Raw genomic sequence first — 19,916 nt, 5'->3', positions numbered from 1 at the left:
AGCGCTATACATATATCATGGAGGTGAGAGTATGGCTCAATTAATTGTTTCAAGCCGCTATCTAAAAAGCGGCAAGCGTGGTAAAACAAAGCGCAGGAATTTTACAAAGTACATTGCTACCCGTGAGTCAGTGGAAAAGCGTCCGCAGAATACAGGTAAAACAACTGCAAATCAAAAGCAGCTCATAGCGGAGCTGATTAAAGAGTTCCCAATGGCGAAGCAGTACCTTGAATATACAGATTACACTAAGAATCCTTCATCAGAAAACGCTTCGGAACTAATATCAACTATCATAGAACGTCATGCTGATGTTATCGGTAACAGAAGGAACTTCGTAGGATATGTGGCAAATAGACCAGGAGCAGAAAGACGTGGCGAACATGGATTATTCAATGGAAGTGATGAGCCTATTGACCTGAATGCAGTTGCAAATGAAGTCGCCGAGCATCCCGGATATGTATGGACTCATGTAGTCTCACTCCGTCGTGAGGACGCAGTGCGGCTTGGCTATACAAATTCTGATATGTGGCGTGAGCTTGTGAAGCGTCACATTGACGATATAGCAAAGGCACAGAATATTCCGCTTGCAAATATGAAGTGGTATGCAGCTTTTCATGACACAACACATCATCCGCATATTCACCTCATAGTGTATTCATCAGATCCAAGACAAGGATACCTTACAAAAGAAGGTATGGCTGCAATACGTTCAGCTTTTGCAAACGATATTTTCCATGAAGATATGAAAAGTATTTATCAGGAGCAAACGCTTACCCGTGATGAACTGAAAGCACTGTCCGAAGATCAGATGAGTGAAATATTATCTCAAATCGGAAGCGGAGTAGTTGATGAAAGGCTTGTTACAAAGGTCAGGGAATTAAATGCTCAACTGCAAAGCATTGGTGGAAAGAAACTGTATGGATATCTTCCTAAAGAGATCAAGCAGACAGTAGATGATATATTTTTTCTGTTATTACAGAATGAAGATATTCAAAAGCTGTATGATAAGTGGTGCGAATTTGAAAAGGCTAAGTATAAAATGTACACGCAAAAGGATAAGGAGCTTCCAAAGCTTGCTGAGAACAAGGAGTTCCGCTCGGTAAAAAATATGATCATAAGAAAAGTCGTAAATATGATTGAGATTCCTGACATCGAGCCTGAAGAGACTCACGATGATATTGAGGAAGATACTGATATATCTTTCGCTGATGACTATGAGTATGTTGATACTGAAGAAAATGACAGTAATTATTATTTCAAATGGTCAGATGAATACAAGGCAGCATCGAGGATACTCAAATCACAATACCCGACAGATGATGAAAAAGCAGAGGCACTCGCTGTTATGAAGTCGGAGGCTGAAAAAGGAAATGTACTTGCTATTTATGACATGGGTAGGTACAGTACCGATGATGAAACAGTTAAGCGTTATTTTGCAACGGCACTTGCAGGTTTTATTGATATAGCGCCTAAAGCAAATAAAATGAGTTCGTACTTTCAATACCGTATCGGCAAGATGTACTTGTACGGATGCGGTACTGAGAAAGCACCTGACATTGCTTTCAAGTGGCTGGAAAAGTCTGCTGTGGCTGATAACAAATATGCACAATATATGCTGGGAAAGATGTATTTTAACGGTGAATACATTCCTGCTGATTATGACAAAGCTGAAAAATATCTGTCGGCAGCAGCATCGGCTAATAACAGCCATGCGATATATCAGCTTGCAAAACTATATCTTACACAAGAAAAATATGACGTTATCAAAGCAGTCAGGCTGTTTGAATCTATTGCTGATGATAATTCGTGGGCTTCATATTGGCTTGGAAGGATATATCTTTTCGGAAAAGATGGAATCGCTTCCGATAGAGAAAAGGCTTTAGAATGGCTTACGAAGTCTGCTTCCGAAGGAAACGAGTACGCAGAAAGGCTGATTAATTATGATAACGGCCACAACTATATGATATCAAATACCATTGTCAGTTTACTTGTTGACTTCGGGCGGATAATAGAAGAAGACAACGCTCGAAGCCGTAGAAGAGTATCACATAAAGTTGATAAGAAGCTCATGCGTATAATCCAAAAGAAGAAACAAGAGCTTGGTGTAAAGCCTGGTGGTATAGAAATGTATTGATATATAGGCATTTTTTTGATTAGCTTAGATTAAGTCTGAATATGGTCAGATCAGTTGTGTAAATAACAAAAAGGGCGTATCAACGTAATATTGGTGCGCCCTTTCGTCAATTCTGCTCATTAAAACGTGGAGGTGTATCCGATTTGAACGGTGTTTTTAATAATATTATAATCATAATGAATTGAAAAGTAAATACCTTTTCACGAATTTTTATGAAAAATTAATTTTTCTGTAGGTATCGATGACGGTTTATCTGCGGAAAAACTATCAATAAACCGTCAGAAATATAGTCAGAACGGAGTGATATCTATGGCAAAAAGAGGAAGTAACATTTATAAAAGAAAGGATGGGCGTTTTGAAGGCAGAGTCCATGTCGGGTACAAGGCTGACGGCTCAAAAAAGTATAAGTCCGTATATGGCAAGACATTATCCGATGTAAAGGATAAGATGGCACAGCTTTATTCTGTAAGGTCAGAAAAGATTACATCAACAATAAAGCTGACCGTCCGTGAAGCAGCCGAAGAATGGTTGAATGCTGCACGTTTGCGTGTGAAGGAATCAAGCTATGCTAATTATGAGAATATATTGAATAAGCATATTCTGCCTGTTCTTGGTGGAGAACACATCTCGGCTCTTACCGCAAGTAGAATAAATGAATTTATCCATTTTAAGCTGAACAATGGAAGACTAAACGGTAAAGGCGGTTTATCTGCGAAATCAGTTCGTGATATATTTACCGTATATCGCAGTATTGAGCGTTATGCTTATCGTGAATACGGGATCCGCGAAAGCAATTTCACCATGCCTAAGACAGAACCACATTATACTGATGTATTAACTCCTGTGGAGAGGCGAGGATTAGAAAACTATCTTATTAATAATATGAGCCTTACAAATCTTGCGGTATTATTATGTCTGTTTACAGGACTGCGTATAGGGGAATTATGCGGCTTAAAGTGGGAGAATATCGATTTCACTGCTTGCACTTTATCCGTAAAAAGAACAGTGCAGCGTATAACAAAGAATGGAAAATCTCAGGTAATTATTGGTACACCAAAGAGCCGTACCTCTGTAAGAGTAGTTCCAATTCCTGAATTTTTGATGACATTTTTAAAGGAATACAAGAGCTTTGAAGGATTTTATATAATAACAAATTCTGCTAGTCCTACCGAACCTCGTACCATGCAGAACAGATTTAAGTCCATTTTGAAAGTCTGCGGCCTCCGTAATGTGAATTTTCATATTCTCAGGCACACGTATGCCTCGGTTTGCATAGAAAAAGGATTTGATCCTAAAGCTCTCAGTGAACTGCTCGGTCATGCAGATGCTGCTATTACCCTTAACCGATATGTCCATTCATCATTAGAAATTAAGAAAAACTATGTAAGTCGTCTTTGTTTGTCATCTTAAGCTTTCAGCCGTCATTTTGTCGTAACGGAATTGCTGATACGCACCTAAGTATTGAGAAAAAACGGCACACATTAGATTGATGAGCAGAATTGACGAAAATAATAAAAACGTAATCTTCTATTACTATTTGCCATCTTTCCTTTAAAAACCTGCTTTAATTCTGGAAAATAGTTGTAATTTTACTAATACTATGATAGAATTAATAAAATAGACTTAATGGTGGTGGGGATATGTTAAAAATTGCAATTGTAGATGATGAAAACAATATCTGTGCTTTTGTCGAAAAGAGTTTATTAAAGTTATCAAAGAAGTATGGAATTTCTACTGATATTGATGTGCTTTATAGTGGAGAGGCTTTGATTCAACTTATGGAGGATAGCTTCTACGATGTAGTTTTTCTTGATATTAAAATGGAAAAATTGTCAGGAATAGATGTCAGCCGACAAATTAGAAATACAATGGGTAACGAAGCAACTCAAATTATTTATATATCTGGCAATACAGAATATGCTATTGAGGTTTTCGATTTTGACCCTTTCCATTTTCTGCCCAAGCCTCTGGATGAAGAGAAAATTGAAAAGGCTTTTGTAAAATTAATACGTAAGCTTAATCTGAAAGCTGAGGCTTTTACTTATAAAGTCGGACATGATATTTTTAAAGTCCCTATAAAAGATATTCTCTATTTTGAAAGCCATAAAAGAGAGGTAACCATTTACTACAATAAAAAAACAGAAAAATTTTACGGAACATTAGAGAATATATATTTACAGCTAAGTAAATTTGATTTTCTTTTCATACACAAAAGCTATCTGATCAATCCAATCCACATCCGCAGATGTACATATGAGTCTGTAGAAATGTCAAATCATATTGTTTTACCAATATCTCAATCAAAACGAAAAGAAATACGTGAAAAGCAGTTAGAACTTGTCAACAATGAGGAGGAGAAAAATGAATATTTCAACATATAACATAACATACATCATATCAAATTTGTTTACAGTATATATCGTTAAATTATTTATGGATAAGTATCTTGGTGTTATACCAGAGCGAAAAACCAAATCATATATAGCGTACAGTGTTTTTTTTATAATTACTACATCGTTCTATTTTTTATTCGATATTCCTTTTTTAATGCTGATCACAAATATTATATGTTTTATAGGAATATCTATATTTTATAAAGGCGACTATAAAAGGCGGTGTGTTGCATCATTATACATTTATATCATATTATTGATTGTTGAAATTCTTGTGACAGCCCTAACATTTACTCCGTATATGAGCATATTTGATAAATATGGTTATTCAAATGTGTTGGGACTATTTATTGATAAAATACTACAGTTCTTTGTCGTTTTAGTTTTATTATCTATAAATGCTAAAAAGAAAAGCACTTACGATACAGCTCTTCCGTTTAAAATGTCACTTCCTTCGTTTCTGATACCGTTATCTACAATTATCGTCGAAATGATTGTAGTCAGTACACCAAATATTTCTCAAATTAAGGTAGTTCTTTCAGTAATAACTCTTTTTATGATCAATTTTATATCTTTTGTTTTATATAATTCAATACTTGAAGCTTATCAGGATAAGCTGAGAAATGCAATATTAGATCAGGAACGTGATTATTACCATAAACAATGCTTATTAATGCAAAAAGCGGTTGATGATTCCAATGCATTCAGACACGATTTTAATAATCATATGACAATGATAAATGAGCTTATTAGTAAAAACGAAACATCAACGGTAACAAAGTATATTGGAGAATTGATAGAAGATAGCCAAAAACACAGGAATATTTACTCTTCAACAGGAAATATCCCTATAGACAGCGTAATCAATTACAAATTGAATTCTATAACTGACGGAGATGTCGATATAATTGTTGATGTCAGTGTTCCAACTGAACTTTCCGTTGAGATAATGGATATTTCAACCATATTGACTAATATCATTGATAACGCCATTTATGCTCTTGAAAAAATAAATAAAAATAAAAGAATAAGTATAAAAATCAAATATAGTAAAGGAATGCTCGTTATATGCGTATCTAACACCTATGATGGAATTGTTCTATACGAAAATGGTGTAATCGTGAGTACGAAGAAGAATAAATCTGAGCATGGAAAAGGATTGGAGAATATAAGAAGAACAGCCGAAAAGTATAACGGACTGCTGAAATTGTCTCATAATGAAAATGTTTTTACTTCAGAAGTGCTTCTTTATCTTCCCTAAATCTTGGAAAGTTACAAGAAAACTGTAAATTTTTACAACTTCCCGCACAAGTTGACTAAAAGGTGTACACTAAATATACCGAAAGAATACTTGATGAAGGGAGGTTGTTCTTGTGAGGAATTTTATTAAAAGAAACTCAACTCTTTTAGCTGCATTAGCACTTGTTGTGACTTCACTTACAGTTAATTCAACGTGTATTTTCACCATGCATCAGGATGAAGTTCCTGAAGTTGCCAAGAAACTTCGTAGATTCTGATGTTCTATAAAACGTCAGTCTACATAGCGGATATTCTCGAACAACAGAATAAGTTTGCACCTGAAGATAAGGAAGTCTATCGATACGGAATCCAACAAGGACTGAATCTCACATTGAACATCCTGACGACAATTATTATCGGTGTTTTATGTGGAATGGCATATCCGAGCATACTGTTCTTGGTTTGTTATGTGCCATTACGTAGCTTTTGCGGTGGATACCATGCAAAGACGCATTTTCGCTGCTATATTTATTCTGTAATAATGATTACCTGTATTCTTTTGGTTGCGAAATATACTGCATTCAACATTGTTTTGTATGAAGTTCTTGTTTTGATAAGCTTAATAATAATATTATTATTAGCACCGGTGGAAGATGAGAATAAAAAACTCGATATTGTTGAGAAAAGATTATTTCGTAAAAAAGCGTACATTATAGCTTTCTTAGAAGTATTATTATACCACCTTTTTTTGTTCATGCATTTTGCGAATTGTTACAAAATAATATCTACAGCATTATTCTCGCTATCAATACTTATGATTATAGGATCAATCAAAAACTATATTCAAAGAAAGCGTATGAACGCTGCTTGTATATAAGACTTTTTAGGTTTTACGGATAATACGAAAAGCAAATATGCTTTATAGTCAGTTGTATTTTGAAGTAAAATAATAGGTTAATGAAAAATGTTAGGAGGTATTCTTTATGAAAAAAACATTTAAAAAGGTTTTGGCATCAGCTATTGCTGTTACTACTATGGCTGTAAGTGCAGTAGGGATGAGTGCAAGTGCAGATACTGGTTATACTAGCTTTAGTCCGAATGCATCTGCTATTCTTTCTGTAACAAGTAGTTTTGTTTCTGCTTCAACAAATTGTACAATTATTTGTTCAACTATAACTGCAAGTATCACAGCAACAACTGGAGGAACCTTAACTGGCGATACGTTAAAATCTGCATATAACACTACCTCGGTTTATGTAACCGCAAATGGATCGGTGGATACAGCTACTTCATATCATTATGTTAAAAATGCTAATGGTAGTGGAAGCACAACAATGTGGGCAACTTGATTATGATTTATAACTACTCAATTAATTAGTATAGACTAACTGCACAAGGAATATATAAGAATTTACCAGTATTTTTATTATTCCTTGTGCGGTATCATTATATCATCATATAAACAAATTGATGAAGAATTCTTGGTACTAGTTAAAAACTAATTTGTATTTACTTTTATTACAAGAAGTACAAAGTGCTTTTTACAGTTTGTAATACAGCTACACTTCTATTTTGAGGATGAACGTTTGTGTTGCTTTTCGTCGCCTGTCATCATGAACGACAGATTTCAAAATGTCTGTGAACATTTTAAAATCGTGCGTATTATAATATTAGAATAAGGAAGGGATTAATGAAAATGAAAAAAAGTATTTTTACTTTACTCGCTGCTTTAACTATTATATTTACAGGATGCGGAGAGAATAAATCTATAGATAAATCACCTCAAAAATCTAATTCAAATTCTATAGCTTCAATTAATAACAGTACATATATCAAAACATCACAAAACGTTTATTCTCAGGGATTTATATCTAATACAAAACCACATTGGTATTTTGATTTTGCAACCATGAAAAAGATGATTCTATGTTCTAAACCTAATTGCACTCATAATTCTTCTGATTGTATTTCAAACGTTATTGGAGATACTCCCATAATTCATGGAGATTATATTTATTATTTTACATCAGAAAGTGGTATAAAAGAAGAAAAAGAAAAAAGAGAATACTATATAAAATCATCGCTTAATCGTTGTTCACTTGATTCATCAAACATTGAAAAGATAGTTGAATTTACTGATTGTGTACCTCGTGATTTTGATGGTTGTGCACTTACTGGCAATACAATTTATTTTTGCGGTGACGATATGAATCCAACAGAAGACGAGTATGGGAATATATTATCAAGTAATGTTGGTGGAAAGCATTATTTTTGTAGCATTGATCTCTCGACGAGAGAATATACAAATCATGGATTGATATATAATGACAAACAATATAGTGCCGCTAATTCATCAAGCACAGCCAAAGTTACCGGTGTGTATAATTCGCAAGTATATATTGAGTATAGCTTTTTGAAAGAAAAAATACCTCAAACAGCTTATAACGAGAATTTCGATGCACGTGATTATTTTACAATACTTAATTTTACGTATGATTTAAACACTGGAGAATTGAAACAAAGTGAATTACCTTCTGCTTCGTTTATGAATGATGATAGTTATTTGTACAGTAATTATCCTGATAAATCATCCACTTTAATATATGGAGGAGAAACTTTCGTTATTAAAGGGTTAGATGTCGAAATTTATGGGAGATTCGTTAACAAGAAAATATTTATGAATGACTGTTGGTATGATATAAACGATAGTTCTAAACATACCTTAGGGAAATATAAGGGGTGGAACATATTGTCGTTTTATGATGATTCTTATATTGTTTCAAATTCTAACTGTACAGAAGTAGTTAAACTAACCGAGGATGAACTACTTTCTCTTGATAAGGATTAACCGAAATGAGTACACTTGAACTTCAAATAATTAATAAGCATTATGGCAGAAAAAAGCATGCTTTATGTGATTTTTCATATATATTCACAAACGGTATTTATGGACTTCTCGGTCCGAACGGTGCAGGTAAATCTACACTGATGAACATTATAACGGACAACCTCCTGCCCGATCAGTACGGCGGAAAGATTCTTTGGAACGGCGAGGAAACACGCCTACTGAAGGACAGGTTCCGCAGCCGTCTCGGCTTCATGCCACAGCAGCAGAATCTCTACGAGAGCATGACCGCCCACACCTTCCTCAGCTACATCGCCTCGCTGAAATGCCTCGACCGCAAGTCCGCAGAAGCCGAGATACCGCGTATCGTCGAGCGTGTGGAGCTCACCGAGAGCATAGACAAGAAAATGGGCGGCTTCTCGGGTGGAATGAAGCAGCGAGTACTCATCGCGGCGGCAATGCTCGGTGACCCAGACCTGCTTATCCTCGACGAGCCGACGGCAGGTCTCGACCCGAAACAGCGCGTCATCATACGCAATATGGTCTCCGACCTTGGGCATGAGAAGATAATAATCATCTCTACTCACATTGTTTCCGACATAGAGACTATTGCTAAAGAGATTCTTTTTCTTAAGGAAGGTCATCTTATAGACAGCGGTACCATCCCAGAGCTTGTAAAAAAGGTCACAGATGGCGAAAGAACCCTCGAAAATCTGTATATGCAATACTACGGCGAGGTACAAAAATGAGAGTTCTTGTAATTGAACTAAAAAAACTTTTCAGCGGAAAAGTTTTTTTGCTGATAATTGCCGCTGTTTTTACTTTGAACGCCTATCTTATGTTCAGAACGGCAAATTCGGGAGAGGCTGTTTCAACTGATTATCAGAAGATTTACGATGTACTTGACGAGATGACTGACGAGGAAAAACTCGATTGGCTTGACGAGCAACTCAGTGATTTTTCGCAGGCTACACAGTATAAATGGACTGCCATGGCAGAGCTCCGTGATGAATGCGAGAGTGTGTTGACATACAAAGATTTTCTTGAAAGTATTGACTCGCAAGCAAAGTCAATGACCTCGATCTCCATCTTTGCCAAGCCGGATACTTTTAATTATCGTAGTATACTGAAGACGCCTCCAGCATACAAAAATGTACAGGATGTCGTCCCTGGATTTGACCGATCACAGGGCATAATTTTAGCAACCGACAATAGCTTCACAGATATTCTGTGCGGCTTTATTGTGCTGTTTGCGGTTCTTTCAGTTATGCTGTCCGACCGCGAGCAAGGAATGAGCGGATTGCTTTTTTCGCTGAAACGGGGACGTGGTTATTTACTTTTAACTAAGCTTGCGACACTTGGTGTTACCGTATTCTTAGCTGTGCTTCTGCTATGTGCTGAAAACATTTTTATCAGCTCATACCTTTATGGATTAGGAGATTTATCGCGCCCGATACAATCGCTTAGTGGCTTTATAGGTTGCAATTTGAAAATCAATATTTGGCAATATCTCATACTGTATGTACTTTTCAAATTTATTGCAATTTTTTGCATTGGAGTGGTACTGTCGTTAATTGCGGTAAACACTAAAAACACAGTTAGCTTTTACGGTATCTCTGCGACAATTCTCGTTATAGAAGGAGTGCTCTACGCACTGATACATCCACTGTCAATTTACAGCGTTTTTCACTATATCAATATTATTGCTTTTACAAAAGTTAACGAGATTTTCTGCAATTATAAGAATATAAACTTTTTTGAGTATCCCGTTCCACTTATCCCGACGTCAATCAGTGCATTGCTAATATTCACATTAGTAGGAGGCGGCCTTTCTGCGTATATCTACTCAAAAAAGCGCAACCTCGAGTTTCGCAAGATCGGTCTAAAAATGAAATACGGCAGAAGTAATAAAGTGCATTCACAAATTTGGTATACTCTTTACAAGTCGCTTATACTGCAGAAAGGCGCACTTGTTATTGCACTGTTTATTGCAGTTGCAGGCTTTATGTCACACAACTTTATGAAAAAGTATGATCCATCTGATGTTTACTATCAGTACTATACTGAAAAAACAAAAGGTCCAATTAACGCTGATACTATAGAATTCTTCGAGAATGAATCAGCACGTTTTTCGGACTTACAGTCTCAGTTGAACGAAATCCAGCAAAATGAGCCTAATAACTATACAAAGATGAACGAGCTAAGCAAGCAGCTCGCTCCAAACATGGGATTTGTTCCTGCATATGAGCGCTTGCAGCAGATAAAGAATATTGACGGAGCATATATGTTTTACGACACAGGATATAAGCGTGCTTTCGGCAAAGCGGGATATGATGATGATATGAAGTATGCTCTTGCAGCGGTATTATTGTTGGTCTTTCTTGTATCGCCGCTCATCGCGAATGACAACAAGTATAAAATGAGCTTCATCATTAGCTCGACAACCTCGGGAAAACGCAGCTATCTCCGCAGGAATGTACTTGCGGTCGCTATTTACGGACTGCTTGCGGCTCTGCTGTGGATTGTGCCGTACAGCGTAACTGTTTCGCAGTATTACGGCCACAGCGGACTTGGTGGCTCACTCCGCAGTATTACGGACTTCATTAGCTTGCCCGTGAATATGAAGGTGTGGCAGTACCTTTTGCTCGTTGCAGTTCTCCGCACACTGTTTGTCATATTGTCCGCGCTCGTTATGCTGTGGGTGTCATCAAGGTGCAGGAATACGACCGCCGCAGTGCTCATTAACTTTGCGATATTTGCGCTTCCGATAATTATTTACTTACTCGGAGCGAAGGCAATGGTCAATGTTGGATTCTGTCCATTGTTGAGCGTTAATGCAATAAGCAATAATACAAGTATGGTTAATATAGTTATTTTGACCTCGTTTATAGGAGTGTTGTTCTTTATTACAATGAGAAATAAGGAGTATAAGAATGAAAAAAATAGGTAAAAAAATATTTCCGTTTATTATTGTGTTTACAATAATGTCAATGTTTACAACTAGTTTGCTATCAAATGCAGCTTCGACCGATTTGGAAAGTTTTTCATCGAATTATTCTACAAATTCTATGCAAACATTGCAAGGCGATGATGGCTATTCATTATTTAAAGTTGGCAGAAGCGGAACTCAAACCTATATGACTTTTCAAAATCAAACGTCTACTAATAATTATGTAGTGCTTACCGTGTCGGCGATTTCTTCTTCCGGTACAATTATGAATACTAATTCATATAGTGGAATATTGCCAAGCGGAAACGTTCATGCTCTAATGAATAATAATCCTAATGCTGTATCTTTTCAGGTGGCAGCGGTGATGTATAGTAACTCTATGCTGAGTAATTGGACAGCCGTAGTAGATAACACATCAACAATTCAAGCAAGTGATAGCAAATCCTTAGCCATTGTTACAAGGAGTAGTAATGTTGCGTATCTATCACTAAAAAATCGAACATCATCTGCCCATTATTATGATATAAATATTGATGCGATATCTTCATCTGGTTCAAATGTTGGAAATACCAATGCTAATGGTATTCTTCCGGCTAATACTATTGATACGATTTTGAATATGAGTTCGGCAGATACATATCAGTTTGCCGCTCAGATGTGGAATAATACAACGCCGACAGGAACGTTATTAAGTAACTGGACAGCGACGGCATAAAAATGTGACTACTTTTTCTGAATAGCGATAATAAGGGATAGAAAGGAAAATGATAATAGACAAATATGACCTATGCAACTGATTTCGGTCAGTTCATATCCGAACAAAAGCGTAAACATTCTCTTCAGAGCAAAGAACTTGCAGATATGCTTAATATTTCAATGGGGTATCTCAGCCAACTTGAACACGGTAAGCGAGTATGTCCAGATCAGGAATTACTGAAAAGGATGATTGATGTATTCAATTTGAATGAAGAAGAACGCTGCATAATTTACGATTTATATGAGAAAGCCTCAGGAAAGCTATCCCCTGATATAGTTGAGTATGTGCAATCAAAGGATATTGTCAAAAAAGCGTTAAGAGCAGCAAAAGCTGTAAACGCAACTGACAGCGATTGGGAAATGTTTATTGAAGCAATTAAAAATGAACAATAGTTTTGCGGCTTTGACCGCAAAATTATTGACGAAGATTTAGCTGAACAGCTAAACGGAGTAAAGGAGAGATGATAGAAAAGTATGCAACGACATTCATTACATTGTCCGTATTGTAACGGACGATTATTTGATGTTGTTTGTTACTCGTCCCCAAATATAAAAAATAACAGCAATTATGCTATAATGATAAAATGTTGGAAATGTCATAGAATAATAGAAATAATAAGTAAAAACTTAGTACAAACATCACCTTGAATAAAGAGTAGGAGTTTGACAGGCTTTTAAAGCATTGTTAAACCCTACTCTTTTATATATTATAAAAGAGCTCTATTCTGCTTTAAAAGCGGAATGGAGCTTTTTGTGTTTTTGTTACAGAAATGGCTGTGCTATACAGCAAAGTATCCATGATTCCCCGTGTTGAGTTACATATCAAAATCAACACGGAGGTCAAAATAATGGGATATAATCATGGACTTGAAAAGAAAAAGTTTGACAATGAATGGCAGAAAAATGAAAAGCTCTATCGTGAGCTTGGAATGACAGATGAGCAGATATTTGCTATCTGGGAGTTCGACTATGAGACATTTCTTTCGGACAGGGCTTATCTTGAAAAGAAGCAGGATCTGTCTGACTATGAGGATATGCTCCAAAGCAGTAACTGCACCATTGACGAATGCAATATTGAGGAAAACTGGCATGAGTACATAACAGATGTTGAGAAGAGAAGACAGTTGTCCGAACTGCGTCCTGAACAAAGACGAGCTTACTATTTACGTAAGTTTTTGGATATGAAACAGGAAGATATTTCGTTGATTATAAACAAACCTCAGACAACTATTTCTTATTGGATTGTGAAAATCTCCAAACTTTTGAAATAGTTGCTGAAAATCGTGGTTCTCACCGGCTACTTAGTGAAGGGCAATAAAGCACTTCACGAAACTTGACAATTGAATAGCAGCGCATAAGTGTGCAGCAAGATCGGTGTGGGCAACAAACCTGCGAGCCGCGGACATCCATACGCCACGACCCCGGAAACGGGCGAGCGATAAATATGAGCATGACGGTGGGAGCGAAGCCACTCCCATTATGGCAATGACAGCCGACTTGCGCGCCCGTCCGTACCAGCGGCTCTGACTCCGTAAGGGCAGAGAGACAAGGATCTGCGTGAACAGTGAGGACTCTGTTCGGCTTATGTGCTCCCATCCCCGGAGGGCGTCAGAAATGGCGAGAGATTATCCGAGGCCTTTGATTAAGGAAAATGCCGTCGCACAGCGTGACGGTAAAGCACCCCTGCGGAGGTGCGTCTGCATATGAAACGATATATGCGGACAACAATACATGGGGCTGCTGTAAGGCAGTCCCACATACATAAAGGAGAGATATGATGCTGATACCCAAACGTGGAGATATGTACGTTGCCGATCTGGGACAAGGTATTGGCTCAGAACAGGCAAACGAACGCCCTGTGGTGATAATTCAGAACAACAAGGGCAATCACTATGCCGATACGACGATAATTGTTCCTATCACTTCTCAGATGAAAGCTCAGCTACCCAATCATGTGATAATACATTACGGTATTCTCACTAAGTATCAGGGCTGTGTTTTGACAGAGCAGATAAGGACTATATCAGTATTAAGACTGAAAAAGTATATCGGCAGATTAAGTGAAAAGGATATCCGAAGGATAGAGAAAGCACTAAGGATAAGCCTTGATATGGATAACAAGGGGTTGAAATAACTATGAAAATAATGGAATTACCGCTCGATACAGCGGTCAGCAGATTTTTTGATGAAGCAGAGCGGAACGGTCTTGAACGCCGTCAGGGACAGGTCGAGATGTCTCAGGAGATAGCACAGGCGATCATGAATAAAAGCTCACTGATAGTTGAAGCGGAGGTCGGTATCGGAAAGTCGATAGCCTATCTTGTGCCGATAGTACAGCAGTTCTTTCGTGACCGCAGACAGGTCGTGATAGCAACGTCAACTATTGCATTACAGGAGCAGCTTGAACGTGATGTACATAATGTCCTTAAAATGATAGGAGTAAAAGCGAAAGTCGAGGGGGCTAAAGGAATGAAGAATTACATATGTCTCAGGGAAGCGAGAAAGCATCGTAAGGAAAACGAAGAATTTGCCGCTCTCTTTGAACTGGCATTGCGTGGAGTCCAGCGTAAATCAGCACTGAGCGTTACCGACAGAGCTTGGGATAAGGTTTGTATCAACTCAGTCGGTCAGAAGTGTGATGACTGTAAATACAGAGGAAGATGCGAGTACCTGCAAATGCGTGAGCGTATCCGCTGTAATGATTCAATTGTTATCTGCAATCAGAATATGCTGGTGTCGCACCTTCTTAACATGGAATCAGGCAGAGGGATATTCAAGGGAAATCTCAGCACTATAGTTGTTGATGAGGCACATAATCTCGAAAGCAAGTTCAGGGACGCTTTCACCAACTCTTTCAGTCAGAGAGAGATCAGCAGAGAGATAATGAAAGTCACAAGCAACAGAAAGAACACTATGTCACGTCTTATAATCGAGACCATAAAAATGATCGACGCTTTCTTCAATTTTCTTAAAAATGACATATCTCAGCAGCAGGCAGCAGCGGACGCTGATATGAAGACCTTCTATTATCGACCAAGTTTGGAAATAAAGAAGCTGGTCCTCAAGCTGCGCTCAAATATGAAAGAGATAGAAATGAGGACAAACCGAAGGCTGCACAGCCTGCAAACACTGAGAGACTCTGAAAACAATGCCAACCTTGTATGGCTGTCCAACGAGCACGGTGTACGCATAAACGTGTGCAGGAAAGATATACGCAGAGATATAGGTCGACTGCTGTTTTCAAGCTCAAGGAGCACGATACTGACTTCGGCGACATTAACATCTCAGAATTCAGGAACACTCAAAGACAGATACGGTTACTTCATGGATAGTCTCGGCTATCCTGATGATATATGTATTTCCGAACCCAAGAAGTCACCTTACAACTACGATGAGCATTCTATGATGTATGTGTCCAATAAGCTGCCTTGTCCGAAAAGGTATAACCGAAATCGTTACCGCCAGGAAGCCATTGCCGAGATAGTCAGACTGCTGAAGATAACACATGGAAAAACGCTTATTCTCTTTACTGCAAAGGACGATAGAGACTATGTCTTTGGACAGCTGACAAGTGCAGGGTTGCCGTATAAGATAATGATACAGAGCAGCGACTCGTCTCAGGAACAAAGACTTGAAAACTTCCGTAAAAACGTTGATTCGGTGATACTTGGCACCGGAACATATTGGGAAGGAATAAATGTCGAGGGCGAGAGTTTATCACAGGTGATAATATTCAAACTGCCGTTTCCCGTACCCGAGCCAATCATGGAGTATAAGATGTCAAAGGCGGAGTGTCCGCTTCTGGAAGTTGCAGTTCCCGAAATGGTAATAAAGCTGAAACAAGGCGCAGGGAGGCTCATCAGAAGTGCCGATGATAAGGGCATCGTTTCGATACTTGACCCAAGAGCAAGCAGCAGAATAAAAACAGCGTATAGGGAGGATGCGCTGTCGTCACTGCCTGAAAATAATACAACTGAAAACATAACGGAGCTTAAAAGGTTCTGGAGAAAGATAAGGGAGGAAAACAAAAATGAATAATAACAAACCCGGACTTGCAGATTATATGCTGGCAGTAATGGACCAGATTATAGGTAGCGCTGCCATAGAAAAAGAAATATCCGAGACTGAGAAGGTCAGGATCCGTGAGATCAACGAAGTTACTGTTACTGAGAGGTACATGACTATCCGTGAATGGGAGGTGAACGCATGATACAGTTTATTGCAGGCGCATTGTTCGGCGGAACTGTGGGAGTTCTTGCTATGTGCTTCTGCATAGCGGCGAGCAGAGCTGATAAAGAGTAGTTATAATAGTTGCTATAGAGAGGGGATGGCTATGGAGATGACAAAAACTATTAATGGATGCGAGGTAAGCATTTCTTTTAAGCCTCAATCAGAAGATATAAAGGATAAGGTCTTGTGGCTGATTCTTGAATGTTTTAAGAGCAGAATCAACAATTATATAATTAATGATCAGTGTAACAGTTTATCGCATAGCAAGTGAGTCGGTTTTGCACAAAAAGTGCTGAGATAATTCGTTGGCATTGGTGATACCAATTCAAGGCAAATTGTGGTATTGTTGTTGGTGAAAAGAGGTCAGGCTTTTATACTAATATAAATGAGAAGGAGAGTTGAAAATGTCAGAGATTGCTTATAATCTGTATAGAGTATCAACAACCAAACAGGTGGATAAAGTCAAGGATGATATCCCAATGCAGCGAGAGGCTTGCAGGGAGTTTGCCCAGAGGATGGGCTGGACTGTCGGAAAAGAGTTCCTTGAAAAAGGTGTATCTGGCTTTAAAGTATCAGCTACCGACAGAGATGCGATACAGGAATTAAAGGCGGCGGCACTGAGAAATGAATTCCAGATACTGCTGGTGTTCATGTTTGACAGGATCGGACGTATAGATGACGAGACACCATTCGTAGTAGAGTGGTTTGTGAAGCATGGTATAAGAGTATGGAGCGTTCAGGAGGGAGAGCAGAGATTCGAGAGCCATGTGGACAAGCTCATGAACTATATCCGATTCTGGCAGGCTTCGGGAGAATCTGAAAAGACTTCCATGAGAATAAAAACAAGAATGCAGCAGCTTACCGCAGAAGGAAGTTATACAGGCGGCGGCGTTCCCTTCGGATATCAACTTGAAAAGAGGGGGCGTCTGAACAAGAGGGGGAAGGAGATATATGACCTTGTAATAAATCCGGTCGAAGCGGAATGGGTGGTGGAGATATTTGAGAAAACTGTAAAATACGGATACGGTTCTCATAGGCTCGCCACCTATTTAAATGAAAACGGAGTCAGAACTCACAGTGGAGCAAAATTCCAATGCAACACCATAATCAGAATTTTGAGGAATAAACTTACTTGTGGATATATGGTGTCAGGAGATACAGTATCACCGCATATGAAAGAACTTCAGATCATAGACGAGAAGATGTTTGAGAGAGCTCAGTACATACTTGAACAAAGAGCAATGAAAAACAGTGATGAAAGACAGATAGCATTATCTACCAAAAGTCAGGCGATGCTGTCAGGAGTAATGTTCTGTGCACACTGTGGCGGACGAATGACATCGAATATGCATACAGAGAAGTACACAGTAAAATCGACAGGAGAAGTTAAGGAAAAACACTACCTCAGATACATATGCTACCATAGGAGCAGAAAATTATGCGACTGCGATGGACAGTCGGTTTACTCAGCCGAAAAAGTGGACAAGGCGGTCATTGAGGTAGTTGCATCGATATTCTCAAAAATAAGCGACGCTCCCGATGAAGCCGAGCTTAGAAAGGAATATAACAAGGAAATGCAGAAATGCAGGGCGAAACAGACCAAGCTGGGAACTGAACTGAAAAAGTACCAGAAACAATATGACAAGCTTAATGAGGAGATCGCAAACACATTGATAGGAGAGAGTTTCTACTCTCCGGAGCAATTATCTGCTGCAATGACAACTGTTCAGCAGAGAATAGCTGTAATAAACCAACAGCTTGAGAAGATAGGCAATGAAATGGAGCAAAAGAAGGCTTCGATGGAAAAGGTTCGCCCGATGTATGAGATGTTCAAAGGCTGGGCTGAGGAATTCAGACTGGCTACCGTAGAACAGAAGAAAATGATAATATCTCAGGTTATCAGCCGAATTGAGATAGGAAAGGGATATAAGATAAATATAACGCTTAATATGGAGTATGAGCAGTTCTGTGTGGGATGGAATGGGTTAAATAATTTATAAACATAATTTAACTTGAAAAGAATACTGGATTATGATACAATAATATTGTATCATAATCATTTTGTGGTGGATAAGTGGCAATAATAAAGGTAATACTGCCATTCGGTTTACATAGATTAAATTAGTTAAAGGAGTGCGAGCATAATGTCTAAAAGCCAGAATATAGAATGGAAAGAGTCGTGGCGTGATGAATATCTTAAATGGATATGTGGCTTTGCAAACGCACAGGGCGGTAAAATATATATAGGTATGAATGATGACGGCGAGGTTGTCGGAGTAGAAAAGAGTAAAAAGCTGTTAGAAGATATTCCAAACAAAATAGTAAATGCTCTTGGAATAGTAGCAGATGTTAATTTGCATAATAAAGGCGGAAAGGACTATATTGAGATAATTGTCAGTGCCAATCCTTATCCTGTCAGCTATCATGGCGAGTATCACTATAGATCGGGCAGCACAAAACAGCAGTTAGTCGGACCTGCACTTAATCAATTCTTATTGAAAAAGACAGGCATTACATGGGATAGTGTTCCGATAGACGGTATAAAGCCTGAAGACTTCAGACATGACAGCTTTGATATATTCAGAGAACAGGCTGAACGCAGTCAGCGTATGGATTCTAAAGCGTTAAGTGTGGACAATCCGCAGCTTCTCGATAATCTTAATCTTCTTAATAATGATATTCCTACAAGAGCAGCGATACTATTGTTTCATCATAAGCCTGAAAAGTGGATACCGGGTTCTTTTATTAAGATCGGTTATTTTAAGTCTGATTCCGACATAGTATATCAGGATGAAGTTCATGGATCACTAATCTCACAGGCAGACAATGTTATCGACCTTATATACCTGAAATACCTTAAGGGTATTATATCCTACGATAATATAACAAGGGTAGAGACATATCCGTATCCGAAGGAAGGCTTGAGAGAAGCAGTATTGAATGCCATTGCTCATAAGAATTACGCAACCCTTACGCCTATACAGATCAGGGTATATGATGATAAGATAATGATAGCCAATGATTGCGTATTCCCAGAGGACTGGACAGTTGAGAATCTTATGAAGCCCCACAAATCCAGACCTTATAATCCATTGATAGCAAGTACATTCTATCGTGCAGGATATATCGAATCATGGGGGCGTGGAATTGAAAAAATAAAGGAATCATGTGAAGCATCAAAAAATCCCCAGCCGGAGTATCTTATTCATCATGAGGACTTTATGATCACTTTCTTTGCAGGGAAGACTACCCAAACTCCTACCCAAACTCCTACCCAAACTCCTACCCAAACTGAGTTATCCGAATTGGTTTTAGCAGTAATAAGGGAGCATCCCGAGTATTCTCAAAAGCAGATTGCAGAACAGCTTG

Annotated in this window: 19 protein-coding genes; all 19 read left to right on the top strand. The window is 38.2% G+C overall.

What is annotated here, in order from left to right; all coding sequences use genetic code 11:
- Nucleotides 1-31 precede the first annotated feature (31 nt).
- Entirely contained in the window at nucleotides 32-2,134 is a 2,103-nt protein-coding gene (gene mobP3, locus DSZ37_RS16580; RefSeq protein ID WP_109727968.1) for a MobP3 family relaxase, read from the top strand.
- Between the two features lie 309 nt (nucleotides 2,135-2,443).
- Nucleotides 2,444-3,544 carry a site-specific integrase gene (locus DSZ37_RS16575; RefSeq protein WP_109727967.1) on the top strand — a complete coding sequence of 367 codons (1,101 nt, stop codon included), beginning with the start codon at nucleotides 2,444-2,446 and terminating at the stop codon, nucleotides 3,542-3,544.
- A gap of 230 nt (nucleotides 3,545-3,774) precedes the next feature.
- On the top strand, nucleotides 3,775-4,515 hold the full coding sequence (locus DSZ37_RS16570) for a LytR/AlgR family response regulator transcription factor (protein ID WP_109727966.1): 741 nt from the start codon (nucleotides 3,775-3,777) through the stop codon (nucleotides 4,513-4,515).
- Nucleotides 4,496-5,788: a sensor histidine kinase gene (locus DSZ37_RS16565; protein WP_181380355.1), complete on the top strand. Its 1,293-nt coding sequence runs from the start codon at nucleotides 4,496-4,498 to the stop codon at nucleotides 5,786-5,788. The genes DSZ37_RS16570 and DSZ37_RS16565 overlap by 20 nt, the downstream gene beginning before the upstream one ends.
- 112 nt (nucleotides 5,789-5,900) lie before the next feature.
- Nucleotides 5,901-6,044 carry a cyclic lactone autoinducer peptide gene (locus DSZ37_RS18135; protein WP_109727964.1) on the top strand — a complete coding sequence of 48 codons (144 nt, stop codon included), beginning with the start codon at nucleotides 5,901-5,903 and terminating at the stop codon, nucleotides 6,042-6,044.
- A complete protein-coding gene (locus DSZ37_RS18250; RefSeq protein ID WP_109727963.1) occupies nucleotides 6,044-6,643 on the top strand; it encodes an accessory gene regulator B family protein in 600 nt (199 codons plus the stop codon). The genes DSZ37_RS18135 and DSZ37_RS18250 overlap by 1 nt, the downstream gene beginning before the upstream one ends.
- 106 nt (nucleotides 6,644-6,749) lie before the next feature.
- The gene (locus DSZ37_RS16550; protein ID WP_109727962.1) at nucleotides 6,750-7,115 is read left to right on the top strand and encodes a hypothetical protein; all 366 of its coding nucleotides are present in this window, start codon (nucleotides 6,750-6,752) and stop codon (nucleotides 7,113-7,115) included.
- Between the two features lie 341 nt (nucleotides 7,116-7,456).
- Entirely contained in the window at nucleotides 7,457-8,614 is a 1,158-nt protein-coding gene (locus tag DSZ37_RS16545; RefSeq protein ID WP_109727961.1) for a hypothetical protein, read from the top strand.
- Nucleotides 8,615-8,619: 5 nt separating this feature from the next.
- Nucleotides 8,620-9,360, top strand: a complete 741-nt coding sequence (locus DSZ37_RS16540; RefSeq protein ID WP_109727960.1) for an ATP-binding cassette domain-containing protein — start codon at nucleotides 8,620-8,622, stop codon at nucleotides 9,358-9,360.
- On the top strand, nucleotides 9,357-11,561 hold the full coding sequence (locus tag DSZ37_RS16535; RefSeq protein ID WP_109727959.1) for a hypothetical protein: 2,205 nt from the start codon (nucleotides 9,357-9,359) through the stop codon (nucleotides 11,559-11,561). The genes DSZ37_RS16540 and DSZ37_RS16535 overlap by 4 nt, the downstream gene beginning before the upstream one ends.
- A complete protein-coding gene (locus tag DSZ37_RS16530; RefSeq protein ID WP_109727958.1) occupies nucleotides 11,545-12,276 on the top strand; it encodes a hypothetical protein in 732 nt (243 codons plus the stop codon). Before DSZ37_RS16535 ends, DSZ37_RS16530 begins: the two co-directional genes overlap by 17 nt.
- Before the next feature lie 65 nt (nucleotides 12,277-12,341).
- Nucleotides 12,342-12,710 carry a helix-turn-helix domain-containing protein gene (locus DSZ37_RS16525; RefSeq protein ID WP_109727957.1) on the top strand — a complete coding sequence of 123 codons (369 nt, stop codon included), beginning with the start codon at nucleotides 12,342-12,344 and terminating at the stop codon, nucleotides 12,708-12,710.
- A gap of 455 nt (nucleotides 12,711-13,165) precedes the next feature.
- Nucleotides 13,166-13,588, top strand: a complete 423-nt coding sequence (locus DSZ37_RS16520) for a sigma factor-like helix-turn-helix DNA-binding protein (protein WP_181380354.1) — start codon at nucleotides 13,166-13,168, stop codon at nucleotides 13,586-13,588.
- 503 nt (nucleotides 13,589-14,091) lie between these two features.
- Nucleotides 14,092-14,451 carry a type II toxin-antitoxin system PemK/MazF family toxin gene (locus tag DSZ37_RS16515; protein ID WP_028519127.1) on the top strand — a complete coding sequence of 120 codons (360 nt, stop codon included), beginning with the start codon at nucleotides 14,092-14,094 and terminating at the stop codon, nucleotides 14,449-14,451.
- 2 nt (nucleotides 14,452-14,453) lie between these two features.
- Nucleotides 14,454-16,355: an ATP-dependent DNA helicase gene (locus tag DSZ37_RS16510; RefSeq protein ID WP_109727955.1), complete on the top strand. Its 1,902-nt coding sequence runs from the start codon at nucleotides 14,454-14,456 to the stop codon at nucleotides 16,353-16,355.
- Complete coding sequence (locus tag DSZ37_RS16505; RefSeq protein ID WP_109727954.1) at nucleotides 16,348-16,527, top strand: hypothetical protein; 180 nt, start codon at nucleotides 16,348-16,350, stop codon at nucleotides 16,525-16,527. The genes DSZ37_RS16510 and DSZ37_RS16505 overlap by 8 nt, the downstream gene beginning before the upstream one ends.
- Nucleotides 16,524-16,619: a DUF3789 domain-containing protein gene (locus tag DSZ37_RS16500; RefSeq protein ID WP_109727953.1), complete on the top strand. Its 96-nt coding sequence runs from the start codon at nucleotides 16,524-16,526 to the stop codon at nucleotides 16,617-16,619. Before DSZ37_RS16505 ends, DSZ37_RS16500 begins: the two co-directional genes overlap by 4 nt.
- A gap of 332 nt (nucleotides 16,620-16,951) precedes the next feature.
- A complete protein-coding gene (locus DSZ37_RS16495; RefSeq protein WP_109727952.1) occupies nucleotides 16,952-18,547 on the top strand; it encodes a recombinase family protein in 1,596 nt (531 codons plus the stop codon).
- Between the two features lie 144 nt (nucleotides 18,548-18,691).
- Nucleotides 18,692-19,916, top strand: a 1,225-nt coding sequence (locus tag DSZ37_RS16490) for an ATP-binding protein (RefSeq protein ID WP_109727951.1), incomplete at its 3' end; no start/stop codon positions are given.

It is taken from the genome of Ruminococcus flavefaciens (genome assembly GCF_900116855.1).
Taxonomy (GTDB): domain Bacteria; phylum Bacillota; class Clostridia; order Oscillospirales; family Ruminococcaceae; genus Ruminococcus; species Ruminococcus flavefaciens_R.
Note: the sequence above shows the minus strand (reverse complement) of the source record. Positions and strands in the feature narration are given on the sequence as shown.